General features: G+C 38.8%; 9 protein-coding genes. All 9 read right to left on the minus strand.

Annotation, left to right across the window (positions count from 1 at the left end; translation table 11 throughout):
* Window positions 1–109: 109 nt before the first annotated feature.
* A complete protein-coding gene (locus ISU02_RS02795; protein WP_194700249.1) occupies window positions 110–1855 on the minus strand; it encodes a hypothetical protein in 1746 nt (581 codons plus the stop codon).
* Window positions 1856–1874: 19 nt separating this feature from the next.
* Window positions 1875–2969, minus strand: a complete 1095-nt coding sequence (locus tag ISU02_RS02800) for a phage tail protein (RefSeq protein WP_194700250.1) — start codon at window positions 2967–2969, stop codon at window positions 1875–1877.
* A gap of 21 nt (window positions 2970–2990) precedes the next feature.
* On the minus strand, window positions 2991–4829 hold the full coding sequence (locus tag ISU02_RS02805; RefSeq protein ID WP_194700251.1) for a baseplate J/gp47 family protein: 1839 nt from the start codon (window positions 4827–4829) through the stop codon (window positions 2991–2993).
* Between the two features lie 17 nt (window positions 4830–4846).
* On the minus strand, window positions 4847–7783 hold the full coding sequence (locus ISU02_RS02810) for a baseplate J/gp47 family protein (protein ID WP_194700252.1): 2937 nt from the start codon (window positions 7781–7783) through the stop codon (window positions 4847–4849).
* A gap of 52 nt (window positions 7784–7835) precedes the next feature.
* Window positions 7836–8246: a GPW/gp25 family protein gene (locus tag ISU02_RS02815; protein ID WP_194700253.1), complete on the minus strand. Its 411-nt coding sequence runs from the start codon at window positions 8244–8246 to the stop codon at window positions 7836–7838.
* A gap of 111 nt (window positions 8247–8357) precedes the next feature.
* Window positions 8358–9107: a phage baseplate assembly protein V gene (locus tag ISU02_RS02820; RefSeq protein ID WP_194700254.1), complete on the minus strand. Its 750-nt coding sequence runs from the start codon at window positions 9105–9107 to the stop codon at window positions 8358–8360.
* Entirely contained in the window at window positions 9104–10198 is a 1095-nt protein-coding gene (locus ISU02_RS02825) for a phage late control D family protein (RefSeq protein ID WP_194700255.1), read from the minus strand. Before ISU02_RS02825 ends, ISU02_RS02820 begins: the two co-directional genes overlap by 4 nt.
* 67 nt (window positions 10199–10265) lie before the next feature.
* Entirely contained in the window at window positions 10266–10910 is a 645-nt protein-coding gene (locus tag ISU02_RS02830) for a CIS tube protein (protein ID WP_194700256.1), read from the minus strand.
* A 10-nt stretch (window positions 10911–10920) separates the two neighbouring features.
* On the minus strand, window positions 10921–16371 hold the full coding sequence (locus tag ISU02_RS02835; protein WP_194700257.1) for a hypothetical protein: 5451 nt from the start codon (window positions 16369–16371) through the stop codon (window positions 10921–10923).
* Window positions 16372–16375 lie beyond the last annotated feature (4 nt).

Here is a 16375-nt window from a genome sequence, read left to right on the forward strand (position 1 = left end):
CCTATCATTCTTTAAACTTCAATCTTCAACATTCACCATTTTCTATCTTTTATTCTTTTCTTTTCTTTTTATCTTTTCTTCTTCTCTTCTTCCATCAACCAATCTCCACCTACTCCTCATTCTCCACCACCACAAAGGCCGAGAGCTTCTCGTGGTAGTCCGTTACATCAGCGATGATCTCGTAGACACCTTCTACTGATGGGCTCATGTAGACGCCGTTTGCGTCGATTTCGCCGCCGTCTTCTTCTTTGATGTGCCATGTGCATGGTACGGGTTCGCCATCTTTGAAGACATTGTAGCTGATTTTGCTTCTGATTTTGACTTTAGACATGGCGGGTTTTATGGTCAATTGGTTCTTGAGGTTGATCATGGGTTCATAATGCCTGTTGACCTTAGTGGCAGACCATTTGACTAGGAGTTCACTTCGAGAATAGCTCTCCATGAACTGAATGCCCACGATGAAAGTGCCTTTGTTCTTATAGTTAATCGTGGCGGATTTCACCACAGGGACCACGGGTTCGTAATTGCTCTTTTCAAAGATTTCATAATCGCCGAAGACCATTTGGTTTTGATAGCCGAAGGCGGCATCCCCTTCACTGGTTTCAGAATCTATGGACACTTGGATAAACACATCTCCAGTGCCCAAACCATGCTCGATTTCCTCAGAGAAGAATTTCTCTTTGGCATCTACCTTGTCGTTGAACATAAACGTGATTTTACCAGTGGTTGTATTGGTGTCGGCGATCGTCACTTGTTTTTCTAGTTGGGGCTTGTCTTCTCCAGATGGGACGGTTTGTTTTTCCGTGCTCATGGCCTTTTGAAAAGCATCTAACTTGCGAATCTTGGAGAGCTGTAAATTGCCCAGCAGTTGATCTAGTGGATCGTTAACGATGGACTCGATCACATACGTGCGGTCCGTCTTGAGGACCTTGAGCTTCGCAAGGCAAATAGAATCACCAGCAGAGGCTGCCATGAGATCATCAAGAGATAGCGTTCTGTACTTGTGCTCTATCTGTTCTAGCTTTGGTAGCGGACTGATCTGTACGGCATGCTTTAACGCAATGTCCAAATGATCAATCTGTAGACTCTCCGATGAGAGTGAAAAACCACTGAGTTGAATGAGATCATCTTGAGGCTTAACGTTACTCACATCGAAATGCCATGACATTTGATAGGCATCGGCACTTTTCACAAGTGTTTCATCGAAAGTGAGCACCATGGGCTGACCGTAGTTGATGTACTGTGAAGTCAAAGTGATGTTGATCTTCACGGTGCCGGTTTCACTTTTTTTATGGACCTGAAGATAGGCATTGAAGCCCTCTTCCACATTGGTGACGTGGTCCAGTTTAAGATAAAGCGTATAAGTCTCGTTATCCAGTAACGTAAATTGTTTAAGACCGATCAAATCCAATAAGGCATGTTCAACACTTGGCGCTTCTGTGGAAAGCGAAAGCTTATAAGCCTCAAGGACGCGATTGTATTCATTTTCACTCTGAGAAATATTATGTACTGCTTCTTTGGGCTCTTCAAAATAGGCAATGTTTAAATACGCATCGCCAAAATCAGGGAGTTGATCAAACCCTTCAATCACAGAAAGTCTACTGGTAAAAGGCGCATCACTGACGATTTCTCTACCGAGGTAATCCACAGCCACACCGGGTTCGATTAAAAGGGTCTTATCATCCACGGTAAGTACATTTAGACCTGCTAAAATACCGGGGCCCAGTAGAATCCTGTTCATAAGACGGCGCTTGTCGTTAAAGTACTTCTGCTCAATTTCAAAATCTCGAACGGTTAATAATTTACCGTAAAAATAGCGATTGCGTTCAAATGGTATTATTTTATGATTATTCACGTCGATCATCCTTTCTCACTTATTCATGGCCGATGACACCCATAGAGAGCATGGAATTGTCATCCAGTTTAATATCCGTTTGGTGATAAATATAGGAATTGATCCCTAAGTAGGCGTAGTCGTCTAAAATCATATACGTGTTGATCGGTGCGATTTTATACGTGACTTGTGCCGGTATATAGTTCTTGATAATTTGATTTAATGCGTTGAATTTTGCTTTATTGGTAATGAGTTCCGATGGTATTAGAAGTGTAAAACCAAACGGATGATTCATGTACAGCCTTTGATAAAGTGATTTTTGAGTGTTCAAATGTTTATAATCTTTAAATTCAACCACAAAGGGTGTCGATCCAGTGAAAAGAGTGATCAGTTGTATAAGCCCCTCTTTGGTCCCCCTTTTCTGATTGAGCTCATGATAGTTGGACAGTAGATCGCGCTTCTGTGCTTCTGTGAAATACTGAAAACTATCAATGGGCAACCATTCATTTAATGTATTTAAAAACGATGCCTTTGTCCTCTTGGGGATATAGACCTCGGGCATATTGTCCACAATACCTTCTAGATCGTCGAATACCGTTTGAAAGATGGCCAAATAGCGTTCTAAAAAGTCCTTGTTTTCAGCGTATATTTGAGGCAAATAATTGATCCAAGAATAAGGCTCGTAGTGAATTTCAAGCCCTTCTATATAATCCGATTCACCTTCCGAAATCAGTTCAAACCAGTAGATGAGATATCGGCCTTTATGATCATTGAGCAAGATGTCGTTTAGATTCTCATGTCTTTTGGGATTGAGCACTTTGAGCTTTTCAATCAAATCAAAAGGTTTTATCAGATGATCTAGTATGACCTTTTCAAGATCCAGCAGTTCTTTACCATCTTGTATAATCAGTTGTTCCACTGCCACAGTGTAGAAAATCAGCTTCGTTTCAACTCTGTAGCGTCTCATAACATGAAGTCTTGACCACATGTGTTCATACTCTTCGGTATCAATGATAGCGCCTATATAACAGCCTCTACCTTTGTTTAACGAGACACCATTTGGATCAATGGTCAAGTCTTCATAATAGCCCTTTTGCCATTCTCTTTCTGTATCAACTCTAAGAAACGCGTTCAAAATGATGCCTCCTTCCTTGGATCAATCTTCAAGCCAAACCACTTCAATATGGTTTAAATACCCGATGCCGTATGGTGGGATTTCCAGATCGCCCAATTTTGATTTCGAAAGCGGTTGCAAACAGGACAATCGAATACTATTGATTTTTTCGACGCCTTGAATGTCGGTTAAGAGCTTATAGAACTGGCTCTTTGAAATATCTTGTCCAAAATCATTTTGGTAATAAGTACGGATGGTTTTGATCACCCTTTTAGCCATGAGCTCATGATCCAAGGTCGATTTTAATTCCAAATAGACGTCAATATCATAGTAAACAGGATTTAGGATGTGAACCTCTGTTGTAATCATACGGTATTTTTCGATTTCATTTTTCAAATTTTGAATATACGCTTTATTGAGGCGGTTTTGAGCACCTAATCCATAGGGCACCACCAGTACAGAGACTTCGTTGTCCACAAGCTTGTTGGGATAGTCCTGAAGCCCAGGGCGATACAGTGGTAAACACTTGGTTTTTTCTATCATTAAGCCCGGTGTGTTCTTGAGAATGCGCTCATAATCGGCTTCGGTTACTGCCACTTGGGTATGGTTCATTTGATCATAGAGTTCAGATTTCATTTGTTCTAAAGTTTTTATACCACGGCCTCCCACAGCATAGGTTAAACTCTTCAAGACCACAGAGCTGGTCTCAGATGTGAGTTCATCCACAGCGATGTTCCCTAGATCGAGCAGTGATTTTTCTAAATGATTGACTCGGATCACGTTAAGCCCTTTTGTAGGAATTCTGCCATTTTTTTGATCTCCAAATCTCAGGCTGTGTATTTCGGGTTCATAGGTATAACACATATCTTCTTTACCCGCTTCATAGAGTGCATCTACGGCACGCCATTTTTGCCATTCATCAAGTTCTGCATCGTATACCTCAAGGTCAATACTAGGGTAGTAAATCTCTTCAAAAGGCAATTCAATCACTTGATTTGGAAAACCTGTGGCATCGAAGTAAAGCGTGGGTTCAGTTTCGGTTTGTTTGAGTTTTACGATTCGGTTAAAGACATCGATCACGCGCGGTGGTACATCATAATCTGCAGAGACAAGCTCCGCTCTGATTTGAAAACCTTCACTTGAGGGCGTTCCCGAACTTGGAATTTTATAAGTCACAAGTCCGCTCTGGATGAGTCCAAAGGTTTCATCTGCTATGATTTCAATCGGTTCCCATTCTCCTGCTTCGGTTTTATAAGTACAGTGAATGGTCCCAAGCGGACTAAAGCCCCTCTCCAATTGTACGCGTCTAATAGGATTACGCTTGACTTCATAGGCTTCATACACTTGAAAGTAGAGTTCATAAATTTGATCGGGTACATGGGGCGCATCAAACTGGATATAAAAACTGCTTCCAACCACTGAATCAGGTCCAAAGGGATAAACCGTCAGGCCGTTATCAATGACGTTGTAAATAGACTTTGGATGTCCTTCATAGTCCAATAGGATATCACAGATGTTCGCTGGATCGAGCACATAGGCTTTCTGAGTTTCAAAGGTAAAACGCCCTTTGGAAAATTGTGTTTTATGAGGGAGCGTTTCCACATCACTGATGTGCATCACCTTGGCGATGACTTCTGCTGGACTGCCAAAATCCCTTTGAATGCCAAAGAGCTTAAGAAATTGGTATTCAAGCGGTTCAGTGGTTTGATCCATGTAATATTGAAGCATCTCTTTTAGCCACGCAAAGAGTTCAATCATAGTGATCCCAGGATCGTGTGCATTTTCGTCTGTCCAGTATGGCGCATACTTGCGTATGGCTTTTCTAGCGTTTTCGACGATGAGATCGAAATTTTGATCATCAAGATTAAGATTTTTAATCATGATGGCCCTCCCTTTGATTATTTAAGTGAAATCGCATGATTGCCATTTTTGATAACGAGATGTGGAAATTGATTAAGTACATTTATAGATATTTCTTTTAACTGATACCCATCTTGAACCTTGGCATTCAGCACTAAGAGGTTTATGTCTTTTAATGTATCGATCCGTTGAATTTGACTCAACAAATACTGTTCATCTGGTAAGTCGCCTATATGCCAGCCTTCTCCGTTTTTATTGCCTTTATAGGTGTCTAAATAGCGATTAATGGCTTTTTCAACGGCGTTGTAAGTCCCCAAATAATCTGTGACATCTGCAATTTTCCCCTTAAATTGAACGTCTATGATGATGTAGAGCGGTTCGATGATGAAGTAATTGTAATCGTATTTAAGGGTACATGGGAGTTTACCATTTAAATGATTTTTTATTTTGGCCTTTAGCGTTCTAAAATAATCTTGCATATAGGTTTCCGATTTTGGGAGTACAATGCTGGTCACTTTACCAAGTGAAAATCTACCAAAGGTATCTGTATTCGAAAGCGTTAACACTTCTTTGATATCGTAGTCAGCCGACAGAATCAAAGCGTCGAAATCGCGTGTGGATCGCGCTCTCCCTCTGTGGTGAATGGTCTCAGAAATTCTATTGAGTGCTCTCTTTCTGGATTCTGGTGCATGACCACCTTGAAATGGTATTGGGTTAAATACAGTGTTTACATTGGAAATTGTCTGCGCTAATCTTTTGATTTCGTAGGCAGCCACATTGCCATACTCGCCAAGATTGACTTCGTAATCAACTCTGATGTTGTTCTCATTTATGCCATCTGGCAAAAAACCATGCACTGAATCGCCAAAGTGTATTCGGCCAGCGAAAGCGTTGGCAACATAACCGCGTGTGGTTGCGTTCATTTCTGAGAAGCTTTCATAGGCATCCCACTTGACCCACAATGCTTCCGGAGTGCCGTCTACAGAAAGCACTTGTCTATAGTCGCAGTTGGCCTTCTTGATTTCTTCCATATCCACGTTGAGTTCATTGACCCAAACTTCCAAGGATTCAAGATTCTCATGGTTCAGGACCATCTCTTTGTGGTATTCATGATGTCTCAATGAGAAATATTGACTCTGCTTAGTTTCCTTTTGAGTCACATTGACACTGTTGAGGTAGATGGCGTTAAGCAGTACTGGCAAAGTGCCTGCTTCAGTTTGAACAAGTCTCAACCAATAACCTCTGTGTCCAAATAAGTCTGAACGGGCATGGTTTTCATCACCAATAAACGTTACAACGCCCGTTTCATGAAGTGAGTTGGTATCGTCGATAATGTCGATATCCACCCATTTGGCTTTATTGGCAATGCGTTTGAGCATTTGCCATTTAAAGCGATTAGACTTAAGGTCCGTCACTGTGCCCACATCGAATAGCAGTTTGATCGGTGCACCAATTAAAGGGGCATCAAATTGCAGATAGAGTGCCTTGGCATTTAATGCACCATAATCACTGAAAAGTCTAAGTGGTCTAGATTTTGGGTCAATCTCTTGGTCTGTAAGAAACTCGTATCTTTTGAGTGCACTTGGTAAAACGCCGTGCTCATCGTATACATAGTGCAGTTTGAGCCATCTGAGTTTAGGGGCAATGTAATCGCCAAGTGTGGTATAGGCATTTTCCACTTTTATAATTTTCAGCCTTATCCAGTAATTTTCATAAGCGCCAACGGTGGTGCTCATGAGATCATCAGGGCATCTGAAAATAATTTTTTGTACAATGGGTTCGTTGTCATCAGTTGCAAACATTTTGCGATTAAAGGTTTCCGTCTCGAGTTTGGACCACCCCACACCATTCCAATATTCTAGAACTATATCTGATATGAAGATCTCTTTGATAACCGGTTCTTTTAAATCCGACTTTTTCAACACATTTTTCCATTTGATATTTGGTGGGGGCACATCAAACGGCGTTTTATGCCGTTCGAGGATGTATTCAAATGAAAGCGTAATGAGACTGCCTTTCTTTGTCAATAATTCTTCGCTTGAAATATAGAGTGCATCATAGGCAAAAAACTGTGTGCCAAACATCATAAAATCTTTTTCTGGCAGTTCCATTTCGTTGTAATAAAGTGCATCTGGTTTCAAGACATCAGAAATTGGATTGATCTTGATTTCATCGCAGATCATTTCAGTTGCCCTCTTCATTTTGAGTTTGATCTCAGGTGTTTCCAACTCTATAAGTAGATTATTTTTTAATAAAATGCCGCTTTCAATTTGTTTGTAGTGATCAAATGGCACCCAATTTTGGTCTTTTAAGTAGAGCCATGCCACTTTTTCAGGATCAGAAAGTTGACTTAGTGTATATGCTTTTCTCAGTTTATTTTGAACATCTTCTATATGAATTTCTATGCCGTGCGCATGATTTAAAGTCAGAGCGTTATCTTGTCTGATGACGAGCTCATGCGTCTGCAAATTCTGAGGTGCAGGCGTATCCAGTAGATAAAGTGGTGCCATGTCTTCACTTTTTAGATGATTAAAATGATGAGTGATTTCATCTGTTTCTGGATTGACAACAATGATATTTTCAAGCTTTGAAGGGACGATCATGAGGTCATCCATGGTCTCAAAAATCAGATTTTCTTCAGCATCGCTCTCGCCTATGAGTTGCTTGCCAAGAGGCACACTGACACCTTCTTTGGTTCCTTCACTCAATGAAAAAGTCACATATCCCTTTGCACCTTTCGATGGTTTTTGTACAGGATCGAGTAAATTCAAGAAATCTATGTAATGTTTATCCGGCATTTGATGGGCTTTTTTTATGGTGTCTGTCATCATATCCGCATAAATCAGTGCCAGTGCAGTGCCAAGGTCGGGGTTTTCCACATCAAAATGCCACTCAGGCGTGTACGATTTACTGAGTGTCTTTAGCGTTTCAATCAATTGAGTTCTGGTCATGTTTTTAAGATCAAAATAGTTCATGGTTAACCTCTCTCACAACTGCTGTAACAACATTTGAGCCATAATAAAGACTTTAGATATTCCCTTCGTTGATATAAAAAGGATAGACTAAGTTAAAAGGATTATTCGTTGTTCTGACCACATATGCAATGTGAAGATCTATCCTTTCGGCTGTCTTGCTGTCTACCACGGCTTCTACCTCTATGTCTGTGATTCTGGGTTCCCAACTGATAAGTGCGTTTTTTACAGTGGTTTCCATCTGTTTGAGCAAGGTATAATCCACGACATCAAAGAGATGATTAAAAATATCACATCCAAAATCAGGGCGCATGACGCGTTCACCTTTTCGTGTCATAATGATGATCTTTATCGCTTCAACGATGTCTGCTTCGTATTCCGAGGTCAAAACCTTACCAGTTTGTGCATCTACGGTTACAGGAAATTTCCAGCCACGCCCTAGAAATGATTCAAAATGATCGCTCATAAAAGTGCCCTTCTTTCTTTGAATAAGTCCATTGGATTTATTAAAAACTGTATTTATAAAGATAATCTGCTTTGAACTACATATCTTATTCATGGTTCTTGCAACAAAGTATCAATTGATGGATACAGGATTGCCTTTGATTTGTGAAATGGCACCGGCTTTGATTTCCATGGTTGCGCCGGATTCCAGTTTCACAGTGGTATCGCCTTTGACGTTGACCTGAAGGCCTTTTACTTCCACGGTATTGGATTTAATCGTAATCTTATTGCCTGTGCCATCTATGATAATGCTTGAGCCCCCTGATTTGAGCTCAATCTTCTTTTCTGCTTCCACGGTGATCTTGCCATCTTTAGATGACATTTCCACCTTATTTTTATCTTTTGGGTCCTTTAGAGTGAGTTTTTCCTTTTCATCATCCATTTCTATGACATAGCCCTTGGATGACTTGACCGTGATTTTGCCCTTGTCTTCTTCGTCAAAAAAAATCAGTTCATGCCCACTCTTTGTTTTGATCTTTTTGGTCAAATTTTTACCTTCTTCATTTGCCATGGGCGGTTTTACAGATTTACTCCACACGCCACCCACAATCACTGGTTTTTCAAGTTGCCCACCTAAAAAGGCCACAATCACTTCATCCCCTACATCAGGGATAAAGTAAACGCCCATCTCTTTACCTGCAAAGGGAATGATCACACGAGCCCATGCAGATTCGTTTTCAGCCTCATCTCTCAGCGGAAGTTTGACTTTTATACGACCAAGATTATCAGGGTCTTCAGTGTTGGTGACAATCCCAAGGGTTAAGCCATACATGCGATTGTCATCTCTCTCATTTGTATCAAAGAATAAGTCATACATACTCATAGCATATTCGCTCCTGCTTCAAATTCAGTGTTGTATTCGCCATCATTAAGTTTATGGACGACCTTGGTCACGTAATATTTATTGTCCACATCGCTGTCAAAGCTTTTGATCTCAATGTATTTACCGGGGACGAGCTCTGGAATGCCCACCGATTTGCCATAACCCGTAATAAAGTTAAAGCTTCTTTGATTCAGTTCTGCTTCTGCCCTTTCTTTGGCTTCTTCCACGGTATTAATGGCCATATCCACGATCACCGTGGTTGAAGATTTCAACTGTGATGAAAACTTATCTGGTTTTTGTGAACCTGCCCCTACCTTAGTTGCGGCACTGGCGGTACTCTCTATGACTTTATGCTCTGCATCATTATAGCCTTTGACAGTGACTTTGTTCACGTATTTTGACAGTGTTCGTGTTTGATTAAAGGAGACCAACATTTGGCCCCATTCATAGAGTAATTGAGGGGTTTGATCTGCATAAGCGGGTTTTCGAAAATACACTTTCCCCTGTAGTACGAAAAATTCGTAGTTGATGCTCTTGGCGACTCTGCACAGAAAGGCATAATCGGTTTCTTTGTTCTGCTGAATTTCGCGTTCCAACTTTGTACTGGCATCCACTGTTTTGGTCCCTGCAAGTGAACCATAATTGCCTAAAATGCTGTTGACGGCATCTGTGTAACTGCCGAGGTTCATCGCTGTGGACTTGTTGCCATGCATCATAAGACCTTTTACATCCAAGCATTCCACACTAATGTAGGGAAAACTGGTCTCAGAAAAATTTGCACTCACAGTCTCAATATAGCCTTTAAACACTAATGTCGTTTCGATATAGCCGAGTGAAACTTCCACTTCCTTGCCCAGTGAAAAGTAATCCTTCATGAGTTTGGCGTCAAAGGCGCGTTCATCTATATCGTAGAGTTCATAGGCCTCAAAGGAGCACATACTGGCTTCAAATCCAGTGCTGATATTGACTTCGATGTTGCTGATGGTGACATCTTTTTGAGGGATTTCTTTACCGCCCACTTTGATCTTATAGGTGGGCACATCAAATGCCCTATATTTTTTAGAGAGATCATCGTATTTTAAAGTCCCCATATTACCTCCCTAAGGTTAATCTTAAATGCTCTAAACGTAGCCCTATATCGAATCGAAATAGTTTATGTCAATCAATCGAAGGAATCTTCATGATTTGACCACTTTTTAATAGTCTTGGATTGGCGATTTTGTTCTCTTTCGCAATTATTTTCCACAGTCTTGGATCTTTGTATTCTTGACTCGCCAACATCCACAAGGATTCATTTTGATTGATGCGTCTATGTTTCGTTCGATCGGGTGATTCCAAAGGCGTTTTTTTAAGTTGTTCTTCCATGGTTTCAGTGGCTTTTAGCGTCAAGGATACCTTTGCTCTGACGGGTTTTCCAGATTCTAAGAACATGGTAAATGTGGTAACCGCTTTACTGATCACGCCTTTAAAGTCAAGCGATCCCCATACGATGCGCACTTCTGGAGGTTCATGTAGACCGGCATCCACTGACATGGCTTTTAAGAGCTTATCCGTATACTTGCGGACATCTTCTTTTTTATCTTCTGCATCAGGTGTCATGTAGGTATCAAAGAAGAGTTCGATATCCAGTATTGGGACTGTACTGCCTTTATACTGCTTGACAGGCTGATCGACACCGATCGGACTCGCCCATGAGTAGGTTTTTTCGTTTGTAATTTTATATTCACTTGGATTAAAGAGACAGTCAAAATCTTCTTTAATTTTTTCACCCATGATGGATATCTTGGCTTTCTTAAGTGCCATGTGCTACCTCCTATAAACCACGTCTCCTGCGCTCGCGTTCAACACGATCTGTGACGCGCTTATAAACTTGATCAGCAATTTTATCGATATTGATCGTTTCTGGTGAAGGTGCCACAGTGTTTTCAACCACTTGTGCACTCTCTTGGTGATCTTTTGGTAAAACGGATGTCATTTCTGGCGCTGTCATAACCTCTCGAATGACTTCTCTTGTCACAGTTTTATGAGAAAGTCTTGAAGATTCAACTTCTGAATACGACATCACTTGATCCGTATGATGTGTCAGGTTAACTGGTGTTTGCTTTTGAAGTAAATAAGTGCTCATTTGAACCCTATTATTGTTTAAGGAAACTGTTTTCATATTGTGAAGTACTTTCGTATGATTCATGCTCTTCTTCATGTGCTCTGCATAATTTGAAATCGTTTGAACTGTTTTTTCAGAAAGATTCAAACCCTGCTTGTTTTCGTCTTTAGATTTGACAAACTGATTTTTATAATGCAGTTGTCTTTGAACAATGAGCGCATGGTCTAATTTCTTATGCACCTCAGCTAAACTTTGATAGACATAGGCGGGGACCAGTTCAGGATATTGATTATGCACTTTTTTTTGTCTCTGTTGCTGTAGTTTGCTTTGAAATTTGATGTGTTCAATCTCTCTTTCGATGGCTTTTCGCTTTTCAGCATTTTTACGTGCTGCCTTTTTTTGTTTTCGCCCTTTAATTTTATCAGATGACATCTGAGTGTTTTCAAGTTCGGCCATGAGCAATGAAATCTCGTGTGTGTAATCGACACTTGAACTTTCCGTTTGTTTTATTGGGGCAATTCTTTGTCTCAAATACGATGTATTCAAAGTAAGTTTGATACTTTCATCGCCATTTTTTAAGATCACAGTATTTTGCCATTTACTAGAAAAGTAATGGGTGTGATCAGGGCTTGATTGATCTGGATTAAACGTTGGATGATTGAGTTTTAAAGTGATGATCTTTGGGTTAATACTCATACTATTGTGAGTCTTGATAACATGGTTTTGAGTCTCTTTAATATTATTGTTTGTTTTTATGAGGCGGATAGGCCTTAAGTTGTTGCTGCTGATGTTATGACTGAACTCATCGGTGTTGTAATCGCTTTTATGACTGTTATCAATAGAGGCCCTGTTGATGTGATTGCTGTAAATGTTGTTAATATTGATATCATGAATTTGATTGTAATTATGATGAGCGTGATTACTATTGACAACGTTACGATCCGCATAATTAATAAAATCACCATGATCACTGATATGAATAGGATAACAATTATAATGATCACGATTTTGACTGTTGTAGTTGCTATTCATTGTTTTGCGATTCATTGAACTTAGCTGAATCACTTGATAGCTTGAAACCATCTTCGGTTTGAGATTGGTCTTCACATTTACAACAGTATCCAGCTGAGCATCAATCGTAATGGGTGAAAGCTTATGAACAGTAGTTTGATTTACAAGCTGTTCTGTTAATTGCTTTATCCGTTGATTATTTATAAGATGACGCTTGTGTAAAGGAAAACTTGAGTGCTTTGTTGCGCTGTTCTCATATAGCACTTCTTTTTCTATGTCAGATGAAATCACAGTGTTGTATAATGTCTTACTATAATCTGAATATAGATGTACATTTGTCAAAATTCCTTTTATCCATTGAAATTGCTTATGTTCCAAATTAGCTATAAAAGGCTTGCTGTCAATAATTTTTTTCAAATTAAATACGGATACGGCCTCTTCTCTACTTTCAGATATAAAGATGGCTCTTGGTTTTGAATTCGGAACACTGCGCCTTTTTGCTTGTACTTTTGGATTGATCAACCGATTTGATTTTAATGAGAGCCCACTTGATTGGATGGCTATGGGCTCAAACCGATAAAGCATATTAAAAGTATGTCTGAAAGTTTGTTTAAAAGTATGTTTGAAAGCATTTTCAGGAGCAATAGAATTCAAAATAACCTGATGATGCGATGCTTCAACAAATACACTTGGATTCAAAGTATTCTGATTTGAAATAGCCTGCTTTGAAATTGCATAATTTGAATTCATCTGGCTTGAAAACACTTTATCTGAAAACATCTGATTTGAATCGGTTTGGGTGGATTTATGCTCATATCTAGGATTCAAAATGGATTTTTTCAAAGTAAAATTATTGGATTCATCCTCTCTAATCTCAGTCTGTAAAAAGGAATCTTTATTTGCTTGGAATCTATTTTTATAGTAAAAGTGGTGTTGCTCTAAAAATCGATTGGACTGGTTGACAAGTGATGCCGCAAGATGAATTAAACTTTGGGGTCCGTTTGTGACCTGTGTTGTTGAACTGATCATATAATCGATTGAACTGGTTGAAGTTAATTTAAATTGAGCTTCGGAGCGATCATCTCTTGATAAATGATTTAAATTATGGAGCCTATGCGTTAAAAAGAGATTCGCAGGTAAAATGGTATGCTGTGCCCAATTTTCTGAGTTGATACTTTGATATAGGCTTAAAGGTATATTCATAGGTTGTGAACTGCTTTGAGAAAGATCTGTTGGAGAAAGATTTCTTTTTAAATCAACGGTGCTTTCCCTAAGTTTTATATACTCTTGAGCATCTTGATAACGGCCTTGACTTAGAAACTTTAAAGATTCTAAATGTTCAAGATAGTACTTTATTTGATTATCAATTTTTTCATCCCCTATACTGGAGAAACGGTTGAGAATCTTTTGTGAGAAAGCTTCTAGATTTTCAAGGGCATTCTTTTTTTCGATGATCGTATTCGTATAGAATGCATTAAATGCTTTTATCTTCTGCAAGCTATTGATCGAATCACCTGTGAAACTCAACATAGAGTTATTGGATGATTCTATGGAACCATCTGCAAGTCTTTGAACGGACTCGTTAAACACAGTCTCACGACTATTTAAAGACACAGTTTCAAGATTGTCGAAGCGAGATACAGTCTCTAAAGTGCTCAATAGAATATGTCTCAATGCCCCCTGAAAATTGCTATTCAAGTTATTATGATGTATTTGATAGACCATTAAGGCGCTATTACTAAAATAATCCTCGGATACGGGTTCATCTGTCCATTGATTTGTAGGGCCATATGGACCTAAATTTGTGAATATTTTTGTAGGATAATTAGTGTAAAATTGTTTTTGATATATGGCATTGTTTTTTGGATTGCTGTTATAGAGATCGCCATATTCAGAATTTGTATTTGTAACTGCATTAGAGCTTGCATTTGAATCTAAATCTAACTGATAATACATGCCAGTAGTTTGAGAATATATGTTAGTGCTTTGAGAGTGTATATTACTTTGAGAATACATGCTATCACTTTTGGAATGCATATTAATGCTTTGGGAAAGCATATTAGCACTTTGAGAACGCATGTTGACACTATGAGCCATAGCCGTCGAATGCTCTTCGTTGACACGGCTGTTGAAAATGTTCTCAATAGAGGTTGTGTGGGCATCATAACCAACGGAGTCATTTGAATAAGTGCTTTGAGTAAAACGGTTTCGAGTATAATTATTTAGCGTATTACTGCTCTGAGTATTGACATTTTGAATATGATTTTTTTGAGTATCACTATTTTGAGTGTTACCGCTTTGAACATTAATATTCTGAACTGAGTATAGTCTGCTGTATGGCATCTTATTGGGGTTATCCATATGATCGATAAACGTATTTTCTATAACTTTATTGTTAATAACGGTCTGATGAATCTGAGCATCATTGTTTACAAACTGTTCTTTGAGAAGCATTTGTCTGTTGATTAGGTTTAAGCTCCTATAGAGCGCATTCTCTTCATATTTTTCGTATCCTTCGTAAGGAGAATCCATCCAATTTTCCTGAATGTCTATGTGGTATAATCCCTCACGTGTTCTCAACAAATGAGTTGCAACCAAAGCCCTGTTTTTTTCAAGGAAACTTGGATGGTTGAATATGCTCAGATTAGAGTTTGTATAACCTTTTGCTTTGGTGAATGCATTTGTTTCAATACGCGTATTTGTTTTAAGAGGGCTATTTAAATTGTCTATATTCACGATGTCATTCACTTGAATATTATTTTGAACAGACTTAATCATACTGTTCAGAAAACGACTATTTTTCTTTTGAGTACTGTACAAAGTATTTAACTTATTTAAAGTATCTAAGGTATCTAAGGCATCTAACGTATTTAAAATATTTAAATAGTTCAAATTATCTGAATTGATCTCATAATTTAAATTTGAGTTCGCAGTTAGATGGCTATCATCATTTATTTTTGAACTAATTTCTTGATTATACATCTCCCTATTGACAGGGTATTGAAACATCCTATTCATTCGGTTTTCATGAGCATTCAATTGCATTTTTAAAAAATGCTCATTTTTTATAAGCGTGTCATTGGGAGTGATAAAGTATTTGTTTTTAAGCATCTTATTGCTTGTGTCCATACGAACAACTTGATCTTGCTTAAAAATATTCAGCCATTTCGGCGATTGAATGTGGCTATTCACTTCATCATAAAAGAGCTCTCGTTTGTGATCTGCATAACTTCTATAGATAAAGCGATTTGAAGTCTGATTTATATAATGAGCTAGCGGCATTGAAACTTCAGTAGCGGTGAGCAGTTGTACTGCCGACCACTGAGTATATCGCTCGGTAGCGTGGTTTTCAGAATTTAATGGAACCGATTTTTGATTTCGACCCAACAATCGATTGATGAGTTTAGAAAAAAAGTGCGGTTCAGATGTTGAGGTTTCAAACACATGGATATCATCGTTTATAGCATATAATTTGGCATAGGCATTTAATCCCGCTATATTATTATGACCATAATTGTTTTTAAAATAATTTGCATCTTGATGTAGCATAATTTGGCCATATTCAGGCGCATTGGGATTATATTTGTAAGGCGGTATATCAACACCGTTCTCCATATTGGTATCGGATTTATCCAGAGTTTGTGACTTGCTATTTTGACTTTCAGTGCGCGCTCCTAAATACTTTATGGTATAACGGTCTATATACTTATTCCCAACTTCACTTTGTGATATAGAATGTGCAAACTGTTTAACTGGATATAAACTCATATTCAAATCAATGAGTTTCTGTACTTCTTGGTGATTGATGATGGGATTCAGATGCTCTGTGTTGATCAGTGTATTGATCAGTTGTAATTGCTGATGGATCACATTTATCGGTTTGCGAGCATCGCTATTTTGGATATATTGACGGTTGACGTGTACGGTGTTATGGGCATTATAAATCATAGGGTTATTTTCTATGATGGTTTGGATGGCTGCACTCTGTTCATCGCTGGCTGCTTCCTGCATTAACAAGTAGATCAGATCCATTAACGGCCAAGAGATCATAGACTGCCCTTTATAATGTGTCAGAATTTCTATGGCAAATTGTGATTTTAAAAGTATTGGAAAGGGTTTAATCATTGGTTTCAACGTTTCATTCACCATATTG

This window comes from Fusibacter ferrireducens (assembly GCF_015352425.1).
Lineage (GTDB): Bacteria > Bacillota > Clostridia > Peptostreptococcales > Acidaminobacteraceae > Fusibacter_A > Fusibacter_A ferrireducens.